The organism is Marinagarivorans algicola (assembly GCF_001292705.1).
Lineage (GTDB): Bacteria > Pseudomonadota > Gammaproteobacteria > Pseudomonadales > Cellvibrionaceae > Marinagarivorans > Marinagarivorans algicola.
The window spans coordinates 1-26,790 of record NZ_LGAK01000027.1; the positions used below are offsets into that span (position 1 = coordinate 1).

Genomic DNA, 26,790 nt, shown 5'->3' on the forward strand with positions numbered 1-26,790 from the left:
CTCTATAGTCAGGAATACGCTGGCCTGCTAGCTCGGCTACCGAATCAATGTTAAGTGGTAGATGATGAATTGGGGAGCTGTCCCCATCTTGCGCAATATCAGCAATGCCATCCTTACCAAAGGACGCCGTAATATCAATTCTACCGTTGCTGTCGGCGTCAGCATTAATAGCTAATATATTGCCACTTTCGACCAAGTCACTAATCGCGTCATTATCTGAATCGAGATCGAGGTAATCTTTAATACCATCACCATCCGTATCGGCGGATGGTGAATTGGCGGTTGCCGTACTGGTATCATCAGTCTCTAAACTTTGCACAAAGCCATTGAGGCCATAGGCTGTTATATTGTCAATGCCGCCAGCTTCAGCAATGCTGATAACACCGTCGGCATTGCGATCTAAGCTTGTCGTCATTAAATCGACATTTTCAATAGCGTCAGGAATACCATCGTTATCGCTATCTAAATCGAAAGCATCAAGTAGACCATCGCCGTCACTATCGGCGCAGATATAAAAGTTAAACCGACCAGAATTTGTACTGCTTGCATTATCAATCAAATTAATATGAGAAATTTTGACCTGAGGTATGACCGTTGAGGCCTTAACCCTAAACTCAGCAAAAGGCGCAGATCCACCCGAACCTGCATTTTGGTTACCTACAATACGTAAAGTAGCTCCATTCGCCTCAATGGTGGCATTATTGGATGACTCTATAATCCAATAAAAATCACTGGACGCGCCCAAAGCCTCAAAAATAAATTCATCACTTTGGTTAATATTGGATTGCCCCATAAGAGTTGAGGCTTCAAAAACAGGTTGCTGTGCCACCAAGAACTCAACAAGTACTTCTTGGCCGTCATTAAGGTCGTATCCCGCCTCATCAGCAAAGCGTAGCAGGTTATCTTGGTTTTTTAGGGTCAGATCAGCAGCACCTCCTAGTGCTACAGGAGCATGGATTGTTACAACAGTACTAAGGGCATCGCCATTCATATTGTGCGTAAACGTGCCCGGCATATCGCCAACTCTTAGCGCTTGGCCGCCAGTAATCGATGTGGTGTCAATATTTGACACTTGGCACTCTACGCTATCGGGGATCCCATCATTATCATTATCAAGGTCGTCTCGGTTAGTAACTCCGTCGTTGTCAGAGTCAATAGCCTCCCTAAAGTCGACTTCATTCGTTGCCGTATTAGCGAGGTTATGAGTATCTACTGCGCCACTATCGAATTGATCATTCACATCAAAGCCATCATCAACCGCGCTACCTTCAAAACCATCATCTAGACCATCGCCGTCAGTATCTATATACATCAAACTACCTGCCCCAGCCTCATAAGCGTCTGCAATCCCATCATTATCACTGTCAGAGTCAAGGTAATCAGGCAATGTTTGCGAGCCGTCACCATCCATATCGCTCATATCGGTGTCGATAGGGACCAAACCCGTCGCACCATAAGCGAAAGGGATACCGTTGCTATTTACATCAGCACTGGTCATTAATGTGTTGTTGCTCGGCGGTATATAACTGCTACTGACTTGAGCTTCTACATTATCGGGGATACCATCATTATCGGAGTCTATATCGCGGCTATTAACCAAGCCGTCTCCGTCAGAGTCAATACTATGACAAGGTGTTACGTTAAACCGAAAATTATCTAGCGTCACAAAGCCATTCGCAGAAATATCTTCTGCTGCATAGAGGTATAAGCGCACGCGATAAGTTACACCAGGAGATAAGGCTAAGCCTACACCAGTGAAATTATCAAATTCATTAAAGCCCGTATCATAGGGATTAGTATTGGTAAACGTTGAGCCATCGACTGTGCGTGTTGTGACTTTATCTGAGGTTAAAATGACAGAGGAGTTAAAGTTATCCGCCGATATTTCTATCTGGTAAGTAAAATCAGCGTAAATAGGGCGTGCTGAATCATCTGAGATATTCTCACCTCTACCTCGGTAAGTACCGTTAATATAGGTAATCACATCTTGCAATAAACTAAAGCGCGGTGAGCTTACCGTATCGGTACTGGTGGTAAAGCCAAACTCAATATAATCGCCCGCTGCTTTTGCAGAGTCAGCATCCCCCTCGGTTGCACCCGAGACAAATATATAGCCGTGCCCACCCACAAAATTGGATGAAGCAACAGATTCATCAACCAGCCCCGGCCCAAAGAGTAGAGAAGGCGCATTGGGTAAATACCCATCAGTATTCACTGCGTGAGGCTGATAGCGATCAGTCTTTAACAGCCCAGTATTGCCATTAATGCTACTTCCATTGCTAGCATCAATAAGATTGGGATCCCAGCCAATATTATGCATCACTGAAGAGGCATCAAAGACACAGGTACTCTCGACAGTATCTAAGATTCCGTCATTATCGTCATCGTAATCAATCGCATCGATGATACCGTCGTTATCGCTATCGCGCGCATCGCCATAAGCCAGAGTTGAGTCATCACTATCGGCAATGCCGTCACGATCAGTATCGGTCGAATCGAGTACAATACCTGTTCTAGAATCGACTAAGGTAGCATTATTGTTATCGTTAGCTGCACCATCACTTTGAGCCGTTTGATAATCAAGGGGGCCCCCTGCAAGAGTATCGGTCGGTGTGAGTGTTATACCTGTATCAATCAAACCGTTATTATCAAGGTCAATACCGTCAGCCAAGCCATTACCATCAATATCGCTACTCGAGCCGCTTTCAATAACATCATTAATACCGTCATTATCAGAATCTAAATCGCGGTAATCCAATATGACTGCACGACTATCTTCATTTGCATTATCACTGTTAAGTGGTCTCAGTACCCCTCCACCGTCAGCACCGCCCTGAACACTATCCGCAATACCGTCTAAACCAACAGCTTCTGTATGATCAATTTGCGCATCATTATTTGTATCTACTGCCATGGCTAGCGCACTGCCACTTTCGATGAGATCAGGGATACCATCACTATCTGCGTCAAGATCTAAATAATCAGGTAAGCCATCAGCATCCGTATTAGCCGGAGCATTAAGCGCTGTTGCCGCTGTGGTATCATCGGATTCGAGTTGTTGTACAAAACCATTATTACCATAAGCGGTTAGGTTATCTGTACCGCCAGCCTCGGTAATATCAATAACGCCATTGAGGTCCGCATCAAGCGAGGCGGTTCCGGCTGTGGTATTTTCGAGCGTATCAGGGATACCGTCATTATCAGAATCCAGATCAAAGCGGTCGATAACACCATCGCCATCGGTATCGCCATTATTTAAAGCATTAGTATCTTCGTCGACATCGGTAATACCGTCATTATCATCGTCTAGGTCAATCGCATCTCTAATGCCATCGCGATCATTATCAGGAATATCACCAAAGGTTGTTGTGGTGTCTTCTATATCGGGAATGCCATCGCCATCGGTATCCGTGAGTGTATTTAATACTCCTGTTGCGGCATCAACTTTAATGGTGGTATTGTCATTAGTCGCCCCATCACTTTGTGGCGTTTGATAATCCAGTGCACCACCTGCGGTGCTATCAGTGGGATTGATCACAGCGCCTGCGTCGGCAAGGCCATTATCATCGGCATCAGCCTCGTCAGCTAAACCATCAGCATTAGTATCAGTAACACCCGCTTCTATGGTGTCGTTCAATCCGTCATTATCGCTATCTAAGTCGCGAAAATCAGCCAGAACACTAGCAGAGTCTTCAAAGGCTGCATCACTGTTAATGGGCAATGCCAGTGGATCACCATCGCTACCACCTTGGGCATCGTTAGCAATACCGTCAGCACCAATGTTTTTATCAGGCTGTATTTGGCCATCGCCATCGGTATCTAAGGCAATAGCGGCAAGGTTAGCGCTTTCGATCAAGTCCGGAATACCATCATTATCAGTATCTAAATCACGATAATCTGGAATCGGAAGCCCTCCAGTCTCAGTATCCCCATCGGTATTAAGAGGTAGCTGACTCACTGGTGTGCGGTGACTATTATTCTGTGCAATATCAGCAATACCATCATCACCTACTTCAATAGAGGGTAAACCGTTGGTAGGAGCGGTAATATCTATTTGTCCGTTATTATCGGTATCGCCACTAATTGCCAATACATTACCCGCTTCGATTAAGTCACTAATCGCGTCATTATCAGAATCTAAATCACGAAAGTCCGGCAATGTATCGCCATCATAATCCACAACAGCCACATTGGCAGAAGCACTCAAGGTATCGTCAGATTCAAGGCTCTGTGTAAAACCATTATTGCCATAAGCAGATGCGTTATCGGTACCGCCCGCTTCAAAAACGTCAATAAAACCATCCCCGTTGCTATCTAAGCTGGCTGTATTGAGTGCCACAGCCTCCCAGCTGTCAGGGATACTATCGTTGTCGCTGTCACCATCTCGGTGATCAGCAAGACCATCCGCATCTGTGTCTACTTCACACTGAACCTCACCTTTAAAGTTAATCGATGCGTAAGGCCCAATACCAATACCGATGGATTCAAAATGCAGCGCTTTGACTCCTTTAAGGGCGACATTCGGATGGGTAAACTCGATGCGTGCGGCACCTTGCGTCCAAACAGAAGATGAGGATGTCGGATTGGGATCCATTAAATAATCGCCGATAGAGTCTCCATTCACATCTGGACCACCTCTTATGAGACTTTCTACGTCATTGCCGACCGTTGGGAAACCTGCGATTGTACTATTGGGTGTGATAACATCGGGGAATATAGAGAAATCAGCGGTGTGAATCATTTCCCCGTCGCTTAAAATAAGGACAAAGCTACCCACCCCTACCAGCGAGTTCATATCACGTGCACCGATACTGGATATGAATGCCTGAAAGTTGTAGACAGGTTTTTCAAAGACATACTGGTAATAGCCAGCCCCATCAGTCTCATTAAAACCAAATCGATGATTGGGGGTAGATGTTAAAATACCGCCATTAGTCGCTGTAGCCTTTACATTAATGCTGCATGCCGTTGTCACTAGAGTGCTACTGGCTGATGTCGTAGAGTTAAAGGTATTTGTCCTTAAAGGACCTGTGACTAACTGAACCTGCCCTTCATCCACGTCAGTGATACCGTCATTATCATCATCAAGATCAAGTCTATCGGTGATACTGTCGCCATCAGTATCGAATAACTCTCTAAAATCAACTTCCGCAGTTATCCTGTTATCGATATGACGGGTATCTACAGCACCAGAATCGAGCTCATCATTTATATCCGAATCGTTAACACTTGCCCCTTCGAATCCATCATCTAGGCCATCGCCATCTGTATCAATATATAAAAGAGCACCACTACCAGCCTCAAAGGCATCACCGATACCATCGCCATCGCTGTCGCTATCTAAGTAGTCGGGCAGCGTCTGTGTGCCATTACCATCAGTGGTTGCACGGTCGGTATCTATTGGCGATAAACCCGCTGGACTATAAGCGGTAGGAACACCGTTGCTATCAACATCAGCGGGCGTGACAACGCCTGTATTCGTCGGTGTGATGTAAGCGCTAGTCAGCTGTGCCTCTACGTTATCGGGAACGCTATCGTTATCGCTGTCTATATCCAAACAATCAGCAATGCCATCGTTATCAGAATCAGGCTTGATCGGTAGCTGCACAGGATTTGTGAAGGTGTAGGCATAGCCGCCTTGGCCGCCCAAATTAACGAAAATGACCTCCATTTCATCACCGGCATTAACCGCAATACTGACAGGTACAGAAGGACCTGGGCGAGGGTCACTACTACCAGGAAAGTGATTAAAAACCGTTACACCATTGATAATAATACGAATGGCATCATCCACTTGCCGATCATTGACATCACCACCAAATGCAATGTTACCTGCTTGCGACGCTGTACGCCGGTGAACAACTTGATAATAAGTCTGTGTGCCATTAGTTGGTGTCGTCGACGGAACAAAGTCCACCAACCCTACCGTGTAATCTTCGCCTGACAAAACAACATTATCGGCGCCGCCAATATTAATAAAGGTGCTTGTTTGGCCAAAGCCTAAATAAGCTTCTCCGGTAAAGGTAGGCGCAGTGGTACTGTTATAACTGGATCCAGGAATACTATCCCATCCGTCAAAGTAAGTGACTGACCAATAGTCTTCGGGGAAGCCTGTATCCTCAACGCCGTCGGCTGTGGGGCCTACACCGGTATAGTCTTGGCATCCCTCAATAAGGTCCAAAATCCCGTCGTTATCATCATCCCAATCGCATAAATCAAAGATATTATCGCCATCTGTATCTGTATTACCGCACTGTGATAAGGCTTGCTGAGGAAGTACGAAAAGTAATGAAAGAGCTATACCCCCTATCCAATGAATTGAATATTTGCCAAAGGGGATAAATGCTTGCGCCTTAAAAGAAAACAGCATAAGTCAGACCTACATTAATGCAAAAACATAATGCTAAGCCTAGCTAAGATTGAAAAATTTCGCACACTTTTACCAATGCAGAAATAGCCAACCATGCAAAGATAGAGGCTCGCAATCTGATCAATTAAACGTATAAACTATTATTTTTTATAACATAATTGATGCAAGCATAAGAAAAATGTCTAACTAGTTTTAAAAAGCTTAATGCTCGCTCTAAAAAAATACCTAAAGTCATATAAAAAATAACAATAACACTTAAAACAATAAAGACCTTTCATTAAAAAATAAGCGTTATATTCAAATAATATAACGCTTATTTTTTAATATTTCCGGAGTATACAGGCTACAATCAACCCTATTAACAAGACTTTAGAAATGCTACAGCCAATCGACTCTAGGTCGCAAGACGAGGCTGTATATTAGAGCATTCATCAATACTCAACGTGCTTCATTCATGACGTGTTACGCTTTAAGCATTACTGTCTTTTTTCAGGGTATGAATCAAATCACGTAAGTTGGCGGCTTTTTCAAATTCTAAATTCTTCGCGGCATCAAACATGTTTTTTTCTAGCTCGCTCACTTGCTGCCATACATCCTTACCCATCAACTCCTCTGGAATAGCATTAACTTTTACAGCATTGCCTTTTTTACGGCCCACTTTAGCGCCGGGTATTCGAGCACCTTCTAAAATATCGGAAACTTTCTTTTTAATCCCTTTAGGAGTAATGCCGTGCTTTTTATTATGCTCAATTTGTTTGTGGCGACGGCGATCAGTTTCATCGATAGCCCGTTGCATAGAGCCTGTTACCTTGTCGGCATATAAGATACAGTGGCCATTAATGTTCCGTGCCGCACGACCAATTGTTTGTATTAAGGCGGTTTCTGAACGTAAAAAACCTTCTTTATCTGCATCAAGAATTGCCACTAACGCGACTTCCGGCATGTCTAGCCCCTCGCGCAACAAGTTAATACCAACTAAAACATCAAACACGCCTGCCCGTAAATCTCGAATAATTTCGACACGCTCAACCGTTTCAATATCAGAGTGTATGTAACGTACTCGCACACCCTGCTCTTGTAAAAAATCGGTTAAGTCCTCAGCCATACGCTTAGTGAGTACCGTGATTAATACACGATCGTCTTTCGCAATCGTTTTATGAATTTCACTTAAGCAATCATCAACTTGCGTGGTTGCCGGGCGTATTTCTAACTGAGGGTCTATTAAACCTGTAGGGCGAACAACTTGCTCGACAATATTACTGGCATGCTCTTTTTCGTATTTGCTAGGTGTCGCCGACACAAAGATCATTTGCGGAGCAGCATTTTCCCACTCATCAAAACGCATTGGCCTATTATCCAATGCAGAGGGTAATCTAAAACCATATTCCACTAGTGTTTCTTTACGTGAGCGATCGCCTTTATACATCGCGCCAATTTGCGGCACGGTAACATGAGATTCATCAATAACAAGCAAGGCGTTATCAGGCAGGTAATCATAGAGTGTTGGTGGCGCTAAGCCTGGGTCACGACCCGATAAATAGCGCGAGTAATTTTCAATGCCGTTGCAGTAGCCTAGCTCCTGCATCATTTCTACATCGTATTTTACCCGTTGCTCTAAGCGTTGAGCTTCTATGAGTTTATCGTTGGCACGCAAATATTCTAACCTTGGGCCAAGCTCTGCCTTGATGTTATCAACGGCTTCTAAAATACGCTCACGAGGTGTTACATAATGGCTTTTAGGATACAGTGTGTAACGCTGTACTTTTTGAATAACTTGACCTGTTAAAGGATCGAATAACGCAATATTCTCAATTTCGTCATCAAATAATTCGATGCGCAACGCCAAGTCTTCGCTATCGGCGGGAAAGACATCAATAATGTCACCGCGAACACGGTAAGTAGCACGATGAAATTCAATATCATTGCGTGTGTATTGTAACTCGGCCAAGCGCTGTAATAATGTACGTTGATTCATTTGATCGCCCAAGACTAAATGAATCACCATTTTTAAGTACGCTTCGGGATCGCCTAGGCCGTAAATAGCCGACACTGTCGCCACTACAATTGCATCTTCACGCTCCATTAATGCTTTAGTGGCACTGAGGCGCATTTGCTCGATGTGCTCGTTGACTGAGGCATCTTTCTCAATAAACGTATCAGAGCTAGGCACGTAAGCTTCGGGCTGATAATAATCATAATAAGAGACGAAATATTCCACCGCATTATTAGGGAAGAACTCTTTTAATTCACTGTAAAGCTGGGCGGCTAATGTTTTGTTATGAGCCATCACCATCGTGGGTCGCTGAACCTGCTCAATAACATTGGCAATAGTAAATGTTTTACCTGAACCTGTTACACCTAATAGTGTTTGGTGTGCAAGACCGTCTTCTATTCCCTCGACTAAGGCTTGAATGGCTGCAGGCTGATCACCTGCAGGCTTAAACGCACCTTTTACTTCAAAACGTTTCATTACATAACCTTTCATTGCACTTTTGACAGTGTTTATTCTTCTAGCGTATTCATTACGCCTACACTGAGTTGGATATTATTTTTGTCTAATTTCAAAACATTGATGTATTTTACTATTACGCGCAAAGTCTTTATCGATCGTTTCGCGAGTAATATCTTTTATCGTAAAATCACTCAATTCATCTATGGCTAACTTAAACGAGCGTAAATTGTTAGAAAAATATAAAACACCACCGGGTAGTAACACCTCCATGCAGCGCTTGATTAAAGCCACATGATCTCTCTGAATGTCTAATACGTCTTCCATACGCTTTGAGTTTGAAAAACTCGGTGGGTCAAGCATAATGACATCAAAACCTTCGCGGCAATTTGCCAGGTACTGACTGCAATCGCTTTGAACAAATTCATTAGTGGCAGTACTAATATGATTAAGGGCAAAGTTGCGCTCAGCCCAAGCTAAATACGTTTTGCTCATGTCGACACTAACTGTTTTTTTAGCCCCCCCCAATGCCGCATGTACAGTCGCTGATGCGGTATAACAAAACAAATTTAAAAATCGCTTACCGTAAACTTCATTAGCCATTTTTAACCGTAGCGGTCGATGATCTAAAAACAAGCCGGTATCCAAATACTTGTGTAAATTGACCCATAATCTGGCATTGCCTTCTTGCACCTGTATATCTTGAGCGTCAGCGTCTTCAAATTTTTGATATTGCTTATCACCTTTATTACGTTCACGAGTTTTTATCGCGATATCATCAGGTGTTATCTCAAAGACCGCGCACACAGCAGACACAATTTCATTAAATCGGACGCGTGCCGCTTGAGGGTTCACTGTTTTTGGCGCGGCATATTCTTGCAAATGAATATGGCCTGCATACCAATCAATAGCCGCTGCATATTCAGGCATATCGGCATCATAAATGCGGTAGCAGTCAGTAGGGGTATTTTTAAGCCATGGCTTTAACGCTTTCATATTTTTGCGCAATCGATTGGCAATCATTGTGGCGCCGTCACTCAATTTAACAATAATAGGACGCTCATTGGTTGCTTCTCCTTTGCGCAGGGTGGCTTCGCTGGCATCTAATATTTTGAATTGTTGCAATTCACAAGCAATGGCACCGTTAAAGAGTTTATTCTTTTTACTTGCCCGCATACGCATGTTTTGCGCAAGCTCGGGGTTACCGGTAAAAACCCCAATTGTCCAACCAGCAAAGTATTCTTTAGCCACTTGCGCCATTTGCAAGTAAGTCCCCTTAAGGGCTTCGATTTCTCCCAAACGCTCGCCATAGGGTGGGTTGGTTAATATTAAGCCCTTGGGCCACTCTGGGTCGCAACGCAGCTGACTCAACGCGTTATGCCCCACGCTAACGCAGTTTTGCAGACCTGCGCGTTCAATATTGTGGTTGGCCGAGCGCAGTACTGGTGGATGCATATCAAAGCCTATGATAGGCGGTAAAGGCTGAGTAATCGCTTGTTGCTGGTGCGCTTTCGCTTCTTTTAGCAAGGTCTCCCATTCGTAAACATTATGCACTTTGAAGTGCTCAAATGACCAATGTCCACGGAACATGCCAGGGGCTATTTTTAATGCCATTAAAGCCGCTTCGGTTAAAAAAGTACCTGAACCACACATCGGGTCTATCAAGCTGCCCCCTGCTGCAGCCACGTCAGGCCAGCCCATCCGCAATAAAATTGCCGCCGCTAAGTTTTCTTTGAGCGGTGCAATACCTTGCTCTTGCCTGTAACCACGCTGATGCAAACTTCCGCCCACAAAATCGAGTGCAATGGTCACAACCCCTTTGCTTAAGCGGGCATTGATACGAATATCTGGGTCTTGCTTGCTAACATTTGGACGTTCAAAACCTTCGTCACGCCAATAATCAACAATGGCATCTTTGATGCGTAATGCACCGTATTGCGTGTTGTTAATCGCACGATTAGAGCCTGTAAAATCAACAGCAAAACTGCTGCTTTCACGAGTTAGACTACGCCAAGGAATATCTTTTACCACGTCGTACAGGTCATCGCCTGTCTCAATGGCTTCTTTGCTTAGGCACCATAATAAGCGGTTAGCCAAACGCGAATTGAGCGCAATTTTATAACCCAGCTCTAAAGGCCCATCACAAGAAACGCCTGCAACAGTTGACTTACAATCTTGGCCTCCCAAGGCCATGATCTCTGTCAGTAATAAATCTTCGAAGCCCTTTGGGCAAGTGACAAAAAACTGCATATCGCTCTCTTTAATTAAAGTTCAACCTGTTTTTATAACAAGAAAGGCTTAAAACCCCCATTATTAGAAACAAATAGTCGTTCACTGTTATAAGAAAATTTGTTTTACTGAACATCCGCTTAAGCAGCGGCGCGTTTGTCACCTTAATGTAACCTTAGTGTATTAGGACACATAAGCTAACGTAGGCGTGCAAACGATTCTCTAACCTTTGATGTGAAACTAGTCTTCCATTACTAGATTAACTGAACTAGTACGTAAACAAACTAGTCCCTGAATTCAGGTTACAAACATGGCGCAGGTCAGCACACTTGAGCAGGCTCAATAAAACCTATAGCTAGCAACACAAACAGCAGCTAACATTTTGGGCGACATTGTAACGGCAACTGAGTAAGGGTTATAGCAAAAACACTTGAGAGGTATCTCTGATTTATGAAAACACAAAAACGTAGTCACACAAATCGCGCTTTTACCAAAGGCTACCAAGCCGGTGTTGCTGGAAAATCATGGGGTAATTGCCCATTTGAGTCCGGTGAACCACGCGCTAATTGGATGGCCGGCTGGCGAGATGGCCGAGAAGACAACTGGAATGGCTTTGGCCCCGCAGCGCAAGCTCAGCGCTTAAGTAATATGTGACTGACGCCCAGTGGGTAAAATCTCTTACTGTATCGTTTATGTAAATCACTGATTCGACGCAACTTACAGAGCACAATTTACAAGCCCTGATCAAGCAATGACAGTCAGCATCTCAATATAGAGTGATTGTAAGGGCACTGTAAAAAGCGTATACAATGAGCCTGAAATTTGCTCATTTAACCTATAAAAGGGCGATTGCCCTTTACGGTGGCCTGCCAGAGCCAAAATCTGGCACAATGCGACAAATCAAATAAAGAAGTAAATAAACATTGATAATATGAGGAGGCGAGTAACGTTTACCTATCGGCGCCGCAATACTCCGTGGTAAGCCAAGGCGTAAAAATCTACAAACCCATAATACGCCACAAGCAATGCATTATTTATGGTAACCATAAGCACATCACGTGCGGAGTTAAGCTGCGTTAAAACAAACTGAGAGAGGATATTGCATTATTTCGGGATACATCCGCAAAGTACTGGACTTACAGTACTGAGCTTACGTTAGTGTTTCTTGCTGCGTAAGATTAACACTTTAGCCATTCAATGCGAGGGTAGCTTATAAACAATTTACTGATACCCACATATTTACGCATACTCATTGTGCGTTGACCACTCAGGCTTCGGCCATTCCAGTCGCTACAAAGAGCGGCAGCCCCTAAGGTTTATATGGCCTAGGGGCTTTTTATTGCGCATACATATTAGAGATCATTATTGTATAGCGCGCATCGGTATTAACGAGATTTTTTGGCCATTAAGGCCTCGATAGCTTCGATTGTTTTTGGTACTGCATCGGTCATCACTTGATTGCCTGTTGCGGTGATAAGAATATCATCTTCTATTCGAACACCAATACCTCGCCACTTAGCATCAACGCTTTCGTCGTCGGGTTGCACATAAATGCCTGGTTCAATCGTCATTGTCATACCCTCTTCTAAGGTACGCCACTGACCATCAACCTTATAAGCGCCCACATCATGCACGTCTATACCCAAAAAGTGCCCAGCTCTGTGCATATAGAAGCGCTTATAAGCACCCGTATTTATCAGCTCTTGCACATCACCGTGTAATAAACCTAAGTCGACCAAACCTTGGGTAATCACTTGCACGGTGGCTTCGTGAGGCTCATTCCAACGATGGCCGGGCTTCATAACATCGAGCGCTGCCAGTTGTGCATCCAACGTTAATTGATAGAGTGCCTTTTGTGGCTCACTGAATGTCCCATTCACTGGAAATGTACGGGTAATATCTGACGCGTAAAAATCAAGCTCACAGCCTGCATCAATTAATACTAAGTCGCCCTCTTTTAATACCTGATTATTTTCAGTGTAATGTAGGATACAGGCATTATGGCCACCACCAACAATGGTGTTATAAGCCGCTGAGCGAGCACCATTCATGGCAAAGTTGTGTAAAATTTCAGCCTCTAGTTGATACTCAAAAACACCCGCCTTACAGTATTCCATGGCCCGAATATGAGACTGCGCAGCCAATAAAGAAGATGCCTTCATTAACGCGATTTCTTCTTCGCCCTTAATAAGACGCAAGCTGTGAATCAAAGCATCAATACTCGCAAACTCTGCTGGCGGTTGCGCACCAGCACGCACTTTAGCACGTACTTGGTTCAGCCAACCTGTCATTTGCTCGTCAAAATTGGCATCCTCGCCAATCGGGAAATACATTTTATCGCGGCCATCAATCAGCTTAGGCAGTTCAACATCGACTTCGCCAATGGTAAAGCTTTGGTCGGCACCAAAATGTGTCTTTGCGCCTTCTGGGCCGGCCATTATGCCTTCCCAAATTTCCATATTTTTATTGCGCTCGCGACAAAAAATAATGAATTCACCTTCTGGGCGGCCTGGCACCAACACCAAAAGCGCCTCCGGCTCTTCAAAGCCCGATAAATAATAAAAATCACTACTTTGACGAAAGATATAATCAGTATCTCGACTGCGAACCTTAGCGCTGGCAGCAGGTATCACAGCAATACTGTTGGGCGCCATCAGTGCCATTAGCTGGCTACGGTGTTGCGCTAATGCATGGGTCGAAAGAGTCATAAATTCTCCAAAACAAAAGGGGTTTAATCGTAATTAGGGTTATTGAGACGACTTAGTGAATATCACTGCTTTGATCTGCAGAGTCACGTGATGAGTTATGCTGAAACAAATATAAGGCGGCAATACGAACAAATTCACACAGCTCGGTATAGAGTGTTTCGTTTTCTTCAGTGTCTTCTAAGTCGGCATCTATTTGTGCGACTTCGGCGAGGCTCGTCAACATATCGGTACCATCTTCATCTAACTGTTGTGCATCGCAACCTGAGATCCCAAAGCCCATTAAAAAGCTTTGGCACCAAGCGCCTAAGGCTTCAGTTCTTTGCCCCATCGATACGGCATCATCAGGGAGTAGAAGTTTGTACCCGTAATTGCTGTCTTTTAGCGCCTGCTTGGCAATAATGGCATACGCACCTATCGCCTCTTTGTCTTCTAAGGTGCTTAAAGGCTCAGGAAGATCCATAAATTCCGTCGCGCAAGCAAGCCATTTATTGGTATCTAAAGGGTCTCCTCCAGCTAATAAACCGGTGACAAAACCTTGTAAATCGGCGGGAGTGTTAATCGCCCCTAGACGATATAAAAAGTCACTCCAGTGCTCCCAAGAATAAATAGCAGTAATATCGGTCATTTTTTGCTCCACTTTTGGCCCAATCGGCGTGCTGTACTGGGCGATAATTGCTCATTTTAAAAAAGTGTGCATGCTAACACGGGTATGCGATGCGATGCGCTAGCAATATGACAGTCAATCAACGACAATGTCTTTGGTCATTACATAGGCTCGACGAGTGTAGCTATGTAAGGCATAACGACACGGAGGCTTTACCTGTGCAACCATCTCCTAAGCAAGCATTAAGCGAACACGATGATATTATGCGCTCACTCGAAGCAAAGCTTGATGCTCTGATCGCCTACACACATACATTGGAGCGTCGCAATACATTACTGGAGCAGCAGCTTGAGCAATCACAAAAACGCATTCATGTTATTGAATCACAAAGAGCAAAGCTAAGTGAGCAATTGATGATGCTAGCAATTTCGCTAGAAAGCTAAAGCATCTCAAAGCATCAACACTACCGAATAAATGGCTGATTAGATGACACTAGACCCTATGCGCGCCCAAAAAGTACCCGTCAGTATACTGGGGCGCGAATTTGCTGTGGCTTGTACACCCAATGAGAAAGCCGCATTACAGCATGCGGCCAAAACTTTAGACGAGCGCCTAAAAACACTACGCAGCCAAGGTAGTGGAGCTGCGTGCAATTTTGATCAATTATTGGTCGTGGTTGCATTAAATTTATGCAACGAGCTCAACGTCAGTAATGCCCGCAGTGGCGAAACAACTCAACCACTACCAGGGCATAAACTTCAAGCACTTATGGATAAAATTGATAGCGCCCTTAACCCATAACCCACATCCGATAACTTATCCCTGATAACTTATCCCATAAGATCTGGCTGGATATTGCGTGATAAACACAAGTGCTTACAGCGCAATATTTAAACGCTGATACCCTCCATTCCAATAACACAGAGGTAAGGTACTTTGTGCATTGAAATGCACAGCAATGATTTCGCCGACTACAATATTATGCGTCCCTTGAGGCACGCTATTGACGACCCTACACTCAAAACTCACTGATGCTGACGTTAAGCGCGGGGTTCCCTGTATATCCCATGAGGCATCATCAAAGCGCTTATCTTGCTCAGCGGGATTGGCGCAGGCATTAGATAGGCTTTGTTGTTGCTCGGTCAGTAAATTGGCGCAAAACAGAGTCTCGGTGGTGAGCATACCGGCCATTCGCGCACTTTTATTCACGCACACCAGTAATGAAGGCGGGTTGTCAGTCACCGAGGTGAGTGATGATGCCGTCATCGCATGGGGTAAACCGCTAGTATCCTTGGTACTAATAACAGCCACACCACTGGCCCATTGGCGCATCCCCTTTTTCATCGCGTCCGCTAAATCCATTGGCACGGGTACAACATCTGACATAACTCAACCTTAAATAGACAAAACATTCATTATACACATCACACCTAAAAGACAATGCTAATAAACAAGCCTAGCGCTTTCTAACCTATTCGTCCGCAATAAAGGTGACTATTTTTCTATTTGATTAAGATCAAAGCCCCTCAGTATGGGCGCTCTATAATCTTCGGCCCCATGTACTGCTATACCCAAAACCACACACGGCTATGTCTATGTGCTAATCATATGCATACAGTTACCGTGTTTTGCAGTCACTACCTTTACTGACAGGGCTAACCATGACGCGCACTATTGATACCGCAAAACTCAAAGAATTAGACGGTAGCGTCTTTCAATACAACCGCTCAAACCACCCTGCACCGCTTTGGGATGATAGCTTAATTCGTCGACATGATTTAACCGGGCCACGCTACACCTCGTACCCTACAGCGCCACAATTTAGCGACGACTTCACTGAACAAAACTGGCAAAGCGCAATGATGCGAAGCAACGCAAAGGGCAACCCATTAAGTCTTTATGTTCACATTCCTTTTTGCGACACTGTTTGCTACTACTGCGGTTGCAATAAAATCATCACCGCCGACAAGAAGCGTGCCGAGCCTTATTTAAACGCGCTGCAGACCGAAATCGATATGCAAGCGGCTTGGGTCGATACACGCCGCCCCTTACTACAATTGCATTTAGGTGGTGGGACCCCAACATATATTAGTGACGACCAGCTCAAAGCATTAATCCGTAAAATACAGCAGCATTTTCATTGGCAAAGTGATGACTCAGGTGAATACTCCATAGAAATTCACCCACAAACCGTAACACCCGAGCGTTTAGGCTTTTTGCGAGAGCTGGGCTTTAACCGATTAAGCCTAGGCGTCCAAGACTTTAACCCACGCGTGCAAAGGGCGGTTAATCGATTTAACAGTGAGCAAGAAGTTAAAGACTTAATCATTGCCGCACGCCACTATCAGTATAAAGCCATTAGCTTAGATTTGATTTACGGCTTACCCCATCAAACGTGCGATAGCTTTGCCACCACCTTAGATCAAGTGATAGCACTACGCCCTGATCGCTTATCATTGTTTAATTATGCGCACATGCCTGAGCTCTTTAAAGTGCAGAAACAAATCGATGCTCAAACACTTCCTGAGCCCCAAGATAAACTGACAATGCTTCATGACTCGATCATACAATTAACACGTGCCGGTTATATCTATATTGGCATGGATCATTTTGCACTACCCGATGACGAACTTGCCATTTTGCAAAAGCAAGGCGCATTACATCGCAATTTTCAGGGTTATGCCACGCATGGAAACTGCGATTTAATGGCCTTTGGTGTATCGGCAATTAATGCGCTGGACAATACCTTTGCTCAAAATCATAAAGCGATAGCACCTTATATTGCAGCCATTAACTCCCAGCAATTACCGATTCACCGAGGCTTAACACTCAGTGATGACGACCTGCTCCGAAAAGCTGTCATCAATCAACTGATTTGCCATTTCACCCTCGATTACGCAACTATTGAAAAGAAATTCTCTATCCACTTTGCGAGCTATTTTGCGCCTGAGTTGGAGACCCTTAAGCATCTGGCTGACGATCACTTACTGGACATGCAAGCCTATGGATTTACCGTAAAAGCCACTGGACGGTTACTTATTCGACGTATTTGTATGGTATTTGACCGCTATCTTCAAGCCAATATTAACGGATCAAGGTATTCACGCATTATTTAATATCACTACGAGCAGGTTTCGTCGCTGGTGGCGCATTCATTTGGCGTTAATTTATAAACGCTTAGACTCAACGCTTACCAGTTAAAAGAAAAGAGTCTGCCATGAATATTATCAAAGTCACTGCATTGTGTTTAAGCGCTGCCGTATTGAGCGCTTGCGACGACCACTATCATGAAGAGCTAGAAGCGCCATACATTCATTACTGGGAAGTCGTCGATAGTTATGGCCATAGCAACCTTCGCTTTAACACCTTTCAAGAAAGCCATGGCGTTTTTTCGCAAAACTTATTCATAGACCCTTTACTTGATAACGGGTATTTTGAATTATGGTGGGATGTGAGTAGCTATGATGATTATTCGGCAGGTATTTATATCAATGACCGGCCAAGCCTCATTGGGGCTTATGAGCTCGACACGGCTTACTGCGGTTATGACCGCAGCTGTGATCACTCCGGTTTTGCTTACTGTCACTTTAATAGCCATACAGCCAACCCTTACCTCAATGGCTCAGATACTCTCTCTTGCTCTACACGAAGAGCAGATAATACACATTTTGATATCACGCCATTATTTACCGGCCATCCGAGTAATCTTTACATGATTCTTGAGGTGTGTGATAACGACTCGGGTCTATGTGACAGCCAAGCTCAAAAAGTTACCTTTGAGTAAATCACGCCATGCTCGTCATATGGGTCACTTTAACACTGCCTGTAATTGCGTAAAATCAATATCGTTACGACTGACCTTAACGCTTGGCATACCCACGCACCTTGCAGCATCAATATCACTTGAACTATCACCAATTAACAGGCATTCACTAGCCTCTAAATCATAATCGCGTAATGCTTGCTTAAGCATCCCTGGCTGGGGTTTACGACATTCACAAGCTTGCAAATATTGCCCCTGCCCTTCGCTTGGGTGGTGAGGGCAAAAAAAGACTGCTTCAATATGCACTCCGTGATCAACAAAACGCTGCTTCATCCATGTAGTTAACATTAAGAACGTATGCTCGGTATAAAAACCTCGTGCAATACCCGACTGGTTAGTCACTACAAAAATTTTATACCCCAACACACTAGCGCGACGACAAAAAGCAAAGATACCGGGTAAGAACTCAAAGTCTTCGATACGGTGGACGTAGCCTTTATCGACATTAATGACCCCATCACGATCTAAAAAAAGGCCTTTAGTCATGCGTGTTTTCCAGCGCTCGAGCCGCCTTATCAAATTGCTGCAACACGCTTTCAACGGTAATTTGCGCCATGAGATTATTCCCCTTTAATCGCCGACCCCATTTTAGCGTCATGGCATTGCGCCCCGTTTGCGCCAGCAGTACAGCATGGTAGACCTCTGCAACCAACCCTTGTGAGGCAAAAGGCCCTGTACGTGCAGGGTTGCTATGCGCATATAAGCCAATCACTGGGGTGCCTTGTGTGGTTGCCATATGGACAGGACCTGAGTCGGGACTTAAGACAATGTCAGCTCTTTTTAACAACGCCAGTAGTTGCTTGAGATGGGTTTTACCCACAATATCAATTGGCGAGCATTCACAGTTACGTTGTATGGCATGCGATAATTCGCGCTCTTGAGGTGTTGGCCCACCACACAAAATAATGCGAAAGCCTTGTTTCGCCGCATAGTCGATCACTTGCGCGTAGCGCTCAGGCAGCCAATTGCGCTCTGGATTACTGGCCCCCGGAGAAACGATAAATACCTTATCTTGGGCATCGATTTTATGACTATGACATAATGCCATGAGCCATTGCTTCTGTGCGCTAGCTATTGGGATATCCCACGTAGGAGTAAAGCGCGGTACGCCAATAGTATGAGCAAACGCCGCAAAGCCCTCTAATACATGCGGTCTATCTGGCGCTGGGGCACGCTCATTAACCACTAATCCATGTAGTTCTTTAGATAAATGGCGCGCAAAACCAATTTTACGCTTAGCACGAATACAAGCTGCGGCAAAGTTGGCACGTAAAGCCACTTGCATATGCAATAAGATATCAAAGGTTTCTGGCAAATCCATACGTAATTTATGGTAAGCGCGAAGGCCTTCACCCTTATCAAAGATAACGAACTTTACACCGGGTAAGCCTTGTAAAAGAGCGGCTTCTGTCTTACCAATCACCCAAGTGATATGCGCCTCAGGGTAAAAAGCCTGGATGGCCTGAACAACAGCCACTACATGACAAACATCACCAATAGCCGAAAGCCGGATAATACAAATTGAGTTAATGGGAGTCACATAGCGCCCTTGCAATATCAAAAGGCGTCAGTTTAACGAATCAACACCTAAAAGCCCAATCTAACGACTTCCAAGGCAAATCGATGCCTTAAATATCAACAGTCACCACACAAAATACTCAAAATAGCCTAAAAACGCACAGAGCTATCAGTACGTCCAGCAAGCTGCCGATCAACGTGTATTTTACACTTAGTTTACAGCACAATACCCACAGAGCGTATAGAATGGTTATTATCATATGACTAACTAAGAGCACACTCTTTATGAACACACAAAAACTCAGCCTCAGTGCAATTGCCATACTCGGCATAGCCTTAGCGGGTTGTGAAACAACAGGGGCTGTTGTCGGCGCTTCACAAAAAGGACTGGGTGCTTTGAGCTGCCCTGAAATCTATAACACTTTTAAAGCCTACGACAAGGATAAGCAGTCTGTCGATGCCGCTAAACAGCTATCTGCCGCGATTGGTATCCCTTATACCGGTAACGGCACTGGGTTCCACGATAAAGCCAAAACCGCAGCTAATCTTGCTCTAATGGCCCAAGGTTGTAACGCACTTTAGTCGGTTAAAAACCAAAAAAAGCCCACTATAAGTGAGCTTTTTTGGTTTTTTCGTCACTTTAGTTTTTCGTGACTGCTCATCAGTGCACTTATCTAGAGGTGCTCTGAGAGTTGTTCATACTCTTTCTCGCCTTTAAGCTTCGTCAGGCACCGCTGCGTCTATCGCGGTTTTTAGCTCACCCTTTTCGTGCATTTCAGTAATAATATCGCAGCCGCCAATAAGCTCACCGCCCACCCACAACTGTGGAAAGGTTGGCCAGTTAGCGTATTTAGGTAAGTTCGCACGAATATCGGGATTGGTCAATACATCAACAAATGCAAAACGCTGACCGCAAGCCATGACTGCCTGTGACGCTTTCATTGAAAAACCACACTGTGGAGCGTCAGGTGAGCCTTTCATATACAAAATCACATTGTTGTCAGCAATCTGATTTTTAATTGTTTCCATAATGTCCATCAATAACCTCACTAAATCTTAGTCAATAATTCAAGTATTAGCAGGCATTCTAGGCGATAGCATCAGAGGGCACAAGCGGCGTGGTACTATCGCCTTTTAAGAAAACGACTTTACATCTCTAAACCAGATAAAAGCCTGTTGTTCTATTCAGCTTCTGATCAGGTTAAGCCTCTGTATCAATATGACCTAGAGTTCGACGCTCTATCCCTTTGCGCATCTCATAGCGACCTCTATGCCTAAAGGGCTGCTTGCGGCGGTCATTATAGCCACGCCGCTCAGCAAAATAGTCGCCTTGACGATGATCCAACCTTTGCGCTACATGCGTAACAGGGATCACTTTGATCAGTCTTCGAATAGGCGTATGGGGGTGCGTTGGGTCAAAAGGAATCATATCTGCCCTCAGTATGTCATTTACTCACTGTATTAACGGCTTCTCCCCTAATAACTTTAAGCCCCCCATACCTCATGCTCGCCTTGCTATGTTACATTGTTATCTCGCAGCTCTCTGCGCAAAATCTTACCCACATTACTTTTCGGTAATTCCTTCCTAAACTCTACAAGCTTAGGTGCCTTATAAGCGGTTAGGTTTTCGCGGCAATAGCTAATCACATCTTCTTCGCTTAACCCTGGGTTTTCGGCAACCACAAATATTTTAACAATTTCACCACCTGAAGCTTGCGGCACACCAATCACCGCGGCCTCCATAATCTCGGGGTGAGTCATTGCAACATCTTCCACTTCATTAGGATAAACGTTAAAACCAGAGACAATAATCATATCTTTTTTACGATCGACGATTTTAATATAGCCATCAGGTTGGATAACCGCGATATCGCCCGTCCTAAACCAGCCTTCATCGTCTAATACTTCAGCGGTTGCTTCTGGTTTGCCCCAATAGCCTTTCATGACTTGTGGGCCCTTTACGCACAACTCGCCGGCTTCACCCTCAGGAAGTACGACGCCCTCTTCATTAATTACCCTCACTTGAGTATTGGGTAAAGGCGTGCCAATAGTCCCCATCTGAATAGCATCTATCTTATTACTACTCACAATTGGCGAAGTCTCAGTTAGGCCATACCCTTCTGAAATATTGCAATGTGTGCGCTCTTGCCACAGTCTGGCTGTTTCACTTGTCAATGCCATACCGCCGGCAGAAGTCACTTTTAGCGATGAGCTATCAAAAGAGTCAAATAAAGGGTGGTGCATCATGGCATTAAATAACGTGTTAAGGCCGACAAAAACAGTGATTTTAAAAGGCTCAAAGGCTTTGAATAATGCCGGTAAGTCTCTAGGGTTAGGAATAAGAATACTGTGTGCGCCGTTTGAAAAACCTGCCAATACATGTAAATTTAACGCATAAATATGGTACAGGGGTAAAGGCGCTGCAAAGGTTTCTACATCTGCCGAAAAAAACTCAGGCATATGTTCTTTCATTTGTACAACATTACTGTAGAGGTTGTGCTGCGTTAACATAGCTCCTTTTGCTAAACCAGTGGTACCGCCGGTATATTGTAATACCATCAGATCATCTGGTGAAGTCTCTGTCACAGTAGCGCCATGCTGGCTTAATAACTGCCCGCCTTGCTTCAAAGCGTCTAAAAAAGAAATGCTTTTGTGAAAGCTAAACGCAGGAACCATTTTTTTAACGTGTTTAATCACAAAGTTCACTAAACTACGCTTAGGCCAAGGCATAGAGTCCGCAATTTCCGTGACGATAACGTGCTCAATGGGAGTCTGGTCGATAATAGTCGATACTTCATGGGCGACATTGGCCAGCACAATTAAGGCTTTGGCACCGCTATCTTTTAACTGGTGGCATAACTCTCGCGATGAGTACAGAGGATTGACATTGACAACCACTAAGCCTGCACGCATTGCAGCGTAAATAGCGATAGGATATTGACAAATGTTAGGTAGCTGTAAAGCGATACGATCACCGGCCTGCAGTTTGAGCCCGTGAATAAAAAAAGCCGCTAAAGCAGCACTGCGATCGTCCACGTCCTTAAATGTTAATGTTGATCCTAAGCAGGTAAATGCGGCCCTTGTTGGATAGGCTTTAAAAGCATGCTCAAATAATGCTGAAGCTGTTTCTGAGTGTACGCTCACGGTATTCCTCTTATTATATTTTAAAGCGGTGACCTACCTTCAGTCACTAAGCTTATTATTTCAAACAAAACAAGTAACATTGTGCAACTGTCCATTGTATATAACTGTCCAGCTAAGCTGACAAATCTCACTTGTAATAGTGCTGGTTGTGTATTTTAGACGCCTAAACAAAGCGTTTATATTACACCTAGTACCGTAGTACACGAGTCATTTAACAGGCCCCGTTAATAAGCATTAACGCGCTCAACGGGGTGCCCTATAAACAGTGGCTGTTATATAACCCTCAAGATTACATTAAAACACATGACTATGCTGAACAAGATGCTTAAAAAGCGTTATATGACAGACAAAACAAGACGTATGAAAAGCATAAAGAAGCACTAATAGCTTAATTTGTATGGTTTTATCAGGCTTGCTATAATAATTCGCGCAGTAGTTGTTCGCACCAAGCATCAATGCGAGTATCGCTTTGCTCGCTTTGCTGGTCTTCATCAATTGCCAACCCTACAAAGTGTAACCCGTCAGGTGCTAACGCTTTAGACGCATCAAACTCATAACCGGTAATGGGCCAGTGCCCTACAATATGGGCGCCGCGCTCTTTCACTATGTCGTGAAGCATGCCCATAGCATCAACAAAAAAGTCACCATAACCAAATTGATCACCTAGCCCAAAAAGTGCTACTTTTTTGCCATCGTACCTCATGGCCTGCGCATCGGGCCAGAATTCCTCCCAATCAGATTGTATTTGACCAAAGTCCCATGTCGATATACCCAACACAATAAAGTCATACGCATCAAAATCGAGCTGGGTAACATCCGCAATATCATGTATCACAGCATCGTGCGCCACAAAGCGCCCAGCAATCCTCTCAGCAATCGCCTGGGTATTACCCTCGTCACTCCCAAAAAAAATACCCACTTTAGCCACAAAATTTACCTCTCATTTTTTAGCGCAGCTATTTTGGCAACTATTGCCGCCTAAAACAACCACTACTCCCCCAAACACATGTCACGTAATCAATAGTTTGTTTCATTTAGTCACAAATGACGCATAGAGCTGCCATTTAATTGACGTAAAACAACGTTCAAATCGTAAATAAAGCGCTAAAGATGGCATAGATATTGATAGGAGCAGGTGAAGTTCAAAAAACAGTCATCTTGATCGTAGAAGAATTGGAGTGAACCATGGTTTCGCTAACGCAACCACAGCACAAAAAATCACACGAAGATCAAACCCCTAGCTCCGAGCAGGCAGCGATTAAAATATCAAGCTCTTCGGCAACACTCAAAAACGCACTCGATCGTTGGCAAATACAATTAAATGCCTCTTTAGAATTGCGTGATGTGCTCAACTGTTTTTTTAATGGCGTTAATAAAATTGTACGCTGCGCAGGCCTCACCTACAGCCATAGAGCAAAGGGTATCGCACTAGAATTAGGTGGAAAGAAAATCCATTGTGCACAATATGCATTAAAGGCACGAGGGTATTCATTAGGCGATATTGTCTTTACACGAGCTAGACCTTTCAGCGATGAGCAGCTGCAGCAACTGGAAGAATCCCTGGCCCTTTTGTTTTATCCGCTGCGCAACGCTCTACTCTATAAAGAAGCACTTGATAACTCATTAAGAGATGCCCTAACAGGGCTGGCCAATCGCGCTGCTTTTGAGCTTTCCATTAAGCGTGAACTGGGTATGGCTAAGCGTCATAACTTACCGCTAAGCATGATTATTATCGACATTGATCATTTTAAGGGCGTCAACGATACCTACGGGCATCACGCGGGAGACTGCTTGCTCACGCATGTCGGTAAGGTACTCAAAAACATATTGCGCGAAACAGATCAGGTTTTTCGCTTTGGTGGCGAAGAATTTGTTATTTTACTCGCCAACGCTAACCTTGCTGCGGGCAATAAAGTGGCACAAAGAGCCAGAAAAGCCATTGCTAAAAGTCATATTCACGTGGGGAAGCACTTAATTGGGGTGACAGTGAGCATGGGTGTGAGTACATTCTGCGCAGAAGATGATCGAAACACTCTGTTTAAACGCGCCGATGAAGCACTCTATTGCGCTAAAAACACAGGGCGAAACAGAGTGAATACCGAATGGGACTTACACCACAATCCTGATAGTGCTCGATAGTCTTAGCGCTACATGATGTAGCGCATCAGATAAGATCTAAAAGAATGCCGAAAGTTGGATTGATGCAGGCTAAAGCTAGCGACCATAACGCGGGTTTTTGTTTGACTTTCGCCCGCCGCCTTTCAATTTACGTACGTTACGCTCTTTCGCTTGTGCTGTTTTAGGAACGAACCGTCGTTTTTCGGGGACCTCTAAGCCTGCTGTTTTATGCAACTCAGCAATCTCTTTATCATTTAGCTCAATCCACTGCCCATTGCGAACATAAGAAGGGATAAAGATATTGCCATAACGTACACGCTTTAAACGGCTGACCTTTAAGTCTTGTGACTCCCACAGGCGTCGCACCTCTCGGTTTCGCCCTTCCATCACGGTACAGTAAAACCAGCGATTTGTCCCTTGTGCATGCTCGTTGTTTTTGCTTTCTTGAACATCAGTAAACTTCGCAACGCCGTCCTCAAGTAGAACGCCATCAGTCAGAATTTTACGTATGCCTTCTGTCACCGTGCCATGTACACGCACCAAGTATTCACGATCAATATTTGATGAGGGGTGCATCAGTTTATTTGCTAGTTCGCCGTTATTGGTAAACAACAACAGGCCACTGGTGTTAATATCTAACCGCCCAACTGAAATCCAGCGACCACTGGGTAATACGGGTAAGCGCTCATAAACTGTACTACGGCCGTCGGGATCTTGTTTACTGCATATCTCACCTTCCGGCTTGTTATAAAGTAAAACACGCGTTTCTTCGCGTTGAGTTTCAGGCACTTTAAAAGAACGCCCAAGGTAGACGATACGATCGCCAGGCGCTACACGCACGCCGAGTGTAGCCAGTTCGCCATTGAGCATAACTTGACCGGCGACAATAGCTCGCTCAATGGCGCGGCGAGAATCAAAACCTGCTGTTGCAAGTACTTTTTGGAGTTTTTCGTTAACACTCATAAGGTGTGAGTTAAACCTCTGTTTTCTTTAGGGGCTCGGTGCTATCAGCAGCACTGAGAGTTGTTGCATCGCTTGGATATTATGCAATGTCTGGGTCTAAATGTTGTTCTTGCTGCTGTTGATCATCTGGCTCTTCTTGGGCGGGCTCTTCTTGTTCAATCTTAGCCCTATTCTTAGACCCGTTCAGGCCCAATATTTCACTACTGGGTTTATCAGCCACATCCAGCTTGGCACTAATAGTGTCAATATCTTGCAATTCAGCTAAGCTTGGCAACTGCTCTAAGCTCTTTAAGCCAAAATAATCTAAAAATTGGCGTGTTGTCGCATATAGTGCTGGCCGGCCAGGCACATCGCGATGCCCAACCACTTTGATCCACTCACGCTCACTTAATGTTTTAATGATATTACTGCTGACAGCCACTCCGCGGACATCTTCTATATCACCGCGAGTTAAAGGTTGACGGTAGGCAATCAGCGACAAAGTTTCGAGCAATGCTCTTGAATATTTTTGCGGTCTCTCATCCCATAACCTATTAACCCAGGGGGCCAAATCATCACAGACCTCAAAGCGCCAACCACTGGCCACCTCTTTTAATACAAAGCCTCGGTCATGCTGACCGTCACGAATACCCATCAATGTATCCATGATTTGCTTGCGTGTGGGTCGTTTATCTTCATCAAACAAAGCAAAAAGCCTATCAATAGATAGAGCTTCAGAGTGTGCCAATATAGCGCCTTCGATAACACGGTTTAAAAAACGCTGATCATGCGGATAGCTGCCCTCCTTTGCAACGGGAGGGGTTTGCATAGTAGGATCTTCAACGATTTCTGTAGGAGTCTCTGACATAATATCTTTTGCTTGGG

At 44.4% G+C, this 26,790-nt stretch carries 21 protein-coding genes; 7 read left to right on the forward strand and 14 right to left on the reverse strand.

Annotated elements, in window-relative coordinates:
* The 3 genes from AC438_RS10215 to rlmKL form a co-directional block, all read right to left on the reverse strand.
* Window positions 1-6,370 (reverse strand): beta strand repeat-containing protein (locus AC438_RS10215; RefSeq protein ID WP_053981164.1); only part of this gene is annotated, 6,370 nt, incomplete at its 3' end.
* A 469-nt stretch (window positions 6,371-6,839) separates the two neighbouring features.
* Window positions 6,840-8,840 carry an excinuclease ABC subunit UvrB gene (uvrB, locus tag AC438_RS10220; RefSeq protein ID WP_082354093.1) on the reverse strand — a complete coding sequence of 667 codons (2,001 nt, stop codon included), beginning with the start codon at window positions 8,838-8,840 and terminating at the stop codon, window positions 6,840-6,842.
* Between the two features lie 75 nt (window positions 8,841-8,915).
* Window positions 8,916-11,069 carry a bifunctional 23S rRNA (guanine(2069)-N(7))-methyltransferase RlmK/23S rRNA (guanine(2445)-N(2))-methyltransferase RlmL gene (rlmKL, locus tag AC438_RS10225; RefSeq protein WP_053981166.1) on the reverse strand — a complete coding sequence of 718 codons (2,154 nt, stop codon included), beginning with the start codon at window positions 11,067-11,069 and terminating at the stop codon, window positions 8,916-8,918.
* A gap of 429 nt (window positions 11,070-11,498) precedes the next feature.
* Between rlmKL and rmf the strand changes: the two genes are divergently transcribed.
* Window positions 11,499-11,702: a ribosome modulation factor gene (gene rmf, locus AC438_RS10230; protein WP_053981167.1), complete on the forward strand. Its 204-nt coding sequence runs from the start codon at window positions 11,499-11,501 to the stop codon at window positions 11,700-11,702.
* 731 nt (window positions 11,703-12,433) lie between these two features.
* Here the strand turns inward: rmf and pepP are convergent.
* Together pepP and AC438_RS10240 are read right to left on the reverse strand one after the other, a co-directional pair.
* The gene (gene pepP, locus AC438_RS10235) at window positions 12,434-13,756 is read right to left on the reverse strand and encodes a Xaa-Pro aminopeptidase (protein ID WP_053981168.1); all 1,323 of its coding nucleotides are present in this window, start codon (window positions 13,754-13,756) and stop codon (window positions 12,434-12,436) included.
* 52 nt (window positions 13,757-13,808) lie between these two features.
* Window positions 13,809-14,381: a UPF0149 family protein gene (locus AC438_RS10240; protein ID WP_156317059.1), complete on the reverse strand. Its 573-nt coding sequence runs from the start codon at window positions 14,379-14,381 to the stop codon at window positions 13,809-13,811.
* 197 nt (window positions 14,382-14,578) lie between these two features.
* Here AC438_RS10240 and AC438_RS10245 point away from each other — a divergent pair, with 197 nt between their 5' ends.
* Both AC438_RS10245 and AC438_RS10250 read left to right on the forward strand, forming a co-directional pair.
* A complete protein-coding gene (locus AC438_RS10245; RefSeq protein ID WP_053981170.1) occupies window positions 14,579-14,803 on the forward strand; it encodes a hypothetical protein in 225 nt (74 codons plus the stop codon).
* A 43-nt stretch (window positions 14,804-14,846) separates the two neighbouring features.
* Entirely contained in the window at window positions 14,847-15,161 is a 315-nt protein-coding gene (locus AC438_RS10250; RefSeq protein ID WP_053981171.1) for a cell division protein ZapA, read from the forward strand.
* Window positions 15,162-15,236: 75 nt separating this feature from the next.
* Here the strand turns inward: AC438_RS10250 and AC438_RS10255 are convergent, their stop codons facing one another.
* Window positions 15,237-15,746 (reverse strand): flavin reductase family protein, encoded by a 510-nt coding sequence (locus tag AC438_RS10255; RefSeq protein ID WP_053981172.1) that lies wholly within the window; start codon window positions 15,744-15,746, stop codon window positions 15,237-15,239.
* Window positions 15,747-16,021: 275 nt separating this feature from the next.
* Between AC438_RS10255 and hemN the strand changes: the two genes are divergently transcribed.
* Both hemN and AC438_RS10265 read left to right on the forward strand, forming a co-directional pair.
* Window positions 16,022-17,476: an oxygen-independent coproporphyrinogen III oxidase gene (gene hemN, locus AC438_RS10260; RefSeq protein WP_082354094.1), complete on the forward strand. Its 1,455-nt coding sequence runs from the start codon at window positions 16,022-16,024 to the stop codon at window positions 17,474-17,476.
* 101 nt (window positions 17,477-17,577) lie between these two features.
* A complete protein-coding gene (locus AC438_RS10265) occupies window positions 17,578-18,144 on the forward strand; it encodes a hypothetical protein (protein WP_053981173.1) in 567 nt (188 codons plus the stop codon).
* Between the two features lie 24 nt (window positions 18,145-18,168).
* Here the strand turns inward: AC438_RS10265 and gmhB are convergent, their stop codons facing one another.
* Window positions 18,169-18,669 (reverse strand): D-glycero-beta-D-manno-heptose 1,7-bisphosphate 7-phosphatase, encoded by a 501-nt coding sequence (gene gmhB, locus AC438_RS10270; RefSeq protein WP_053981174.1) that lies wholly within the window; start codon window positions 18,667-18,669, stop codon window positions 18,169-18,171.
* Entirely contained in the window at window positions 18,662-19,723 is a 1,062-nt protein-coding gene (locus AC438_RS10275) for a glycosyltransferase family 9 protein (RefSeq protein WP_202904745.1), read from the reverse strand. Before AC438_RS10275 ends, gmhB begins: the two co-directional genes overlap by 8 nt.
* A gap of 263 nt (window positions 19,724-19,986) precedes the next feature.
* Between AC438_RS10275 and AC438_RS10280 the strand changes: the two genes are divergently transcribed.
* A complete protein-coding gene (locus AC438_RS10280) occupies window positions 19,987-20,283 on the forward strand; it encodes a hypothetical protein (protein ID WP_053981175.1) in 297 nt (98 codons plus the stop codon).
* Between the two features lie 132 nt (window positions 20,284-20,415).
* On the opposite strand, the gene grxD is transcribed toward AC438_RS10280, so the two are convergent.
* The 4 genes from grxD to AC438_RS10300 all read right to left on the reverse strand — a co-directional run bounded on the left by grxD (window position 20,416) and on the right by AC438_RS10300 (window position 23,773).
* Window positions 20,416-20,739 (reverse strand): Grx4 family monothiol glutaredoxin, encoded by a 324-nt coding sequence (grxD, locus tag AC438_RS10285; protein ID WP_053981176.1) that lies wholly within the window; start codon window positions 20,737-20,739, stop codon window positions 20,416-20,418.
* A gap of 163 nt (window positions 20,740-20,902) precedes the next feature.
* Window positions 20,903-21,130 carry a hypothetical protein gene (locus AC438_RS10290; RefSeq protein WP_053981177.1) on the reverse strand — a complete coding sequence of 76 codons (228 nt, stop codon included), beginning with the start codon at window positions 21,128-21,130 and terminating at the stop codon, window positions 20,903-20,905.
* Between the two features lie 86 nt (window positions 21,131-21,216).
* Complete coding sequence (locus AC438_RS10295) at window positions 21,217-22,845, reverse strand: AMP-binding protein (RefSeq protein WP_053981178.1); 1,629 nt, start codon at window positions 22,843-22,845, stop codon at window positions 21,217-21,219.
* A 415-nt stretch (window positions 22,846-23,260) separates the two neighbouring features.
* Entirely contained in the window at window positions 23,261-23,773 is a 513-nt protein-coding gene (locus tag AC438_RS10300; RefSeq protein ID WP_053981179.1) for a flavodoxin, read from the reverse strand.
* A 257-nt stretch (window positions 23,774-24,030) separates the two neighbouring features.
* Here AC438_RS10300 and AC438_RS10305 point away from each other — a divergent pair, with 257 nt between their 5' ends.
* Window positions 24,031-24,984, forward strand: a complete 954-nt coding sequence (locus AC438_RS10305; RefSeq protein ID WP_053981180.1) for a GGDEF domain-containing protein — start codon at window positions 24,031-24,033, stop codon at window positions 24,982-24,984.
* A 75-nt stretch (window positions 24,985-25,059) separates the two neighbouring features.
* Here the strand turns inward: AC438_RS10305 and AC438_RS10310 are convergent, their stop codons facing one another.
* Complete coding sequence (locus AC438_RS10310; RefSeq protein ID WP_053981181.1) at window positions 25,060-25,926, reverse strand: pseudouridine synthase; 867 nt, start codon at window positions 25,924-25,926, stop codon at window positions 25,060-25,062.
* A 79-nt stretch (window positions 25,927-26,005) separates the two neighbouring features.
* Window positions 26,006-26,773: an SMC-Scp complex subunit ScpB gene (gene scpB / locus AC438_RS10315; protein WP_238376366.1), complete on the reverse strand. Its 768-nt coding sequence runs from the start codon at window positions 26,771-26,773 to the stop codon at window positions 26,006-26,008.
* Window positions 26,774-26,790: the final 17 nt, after the last annotated feature.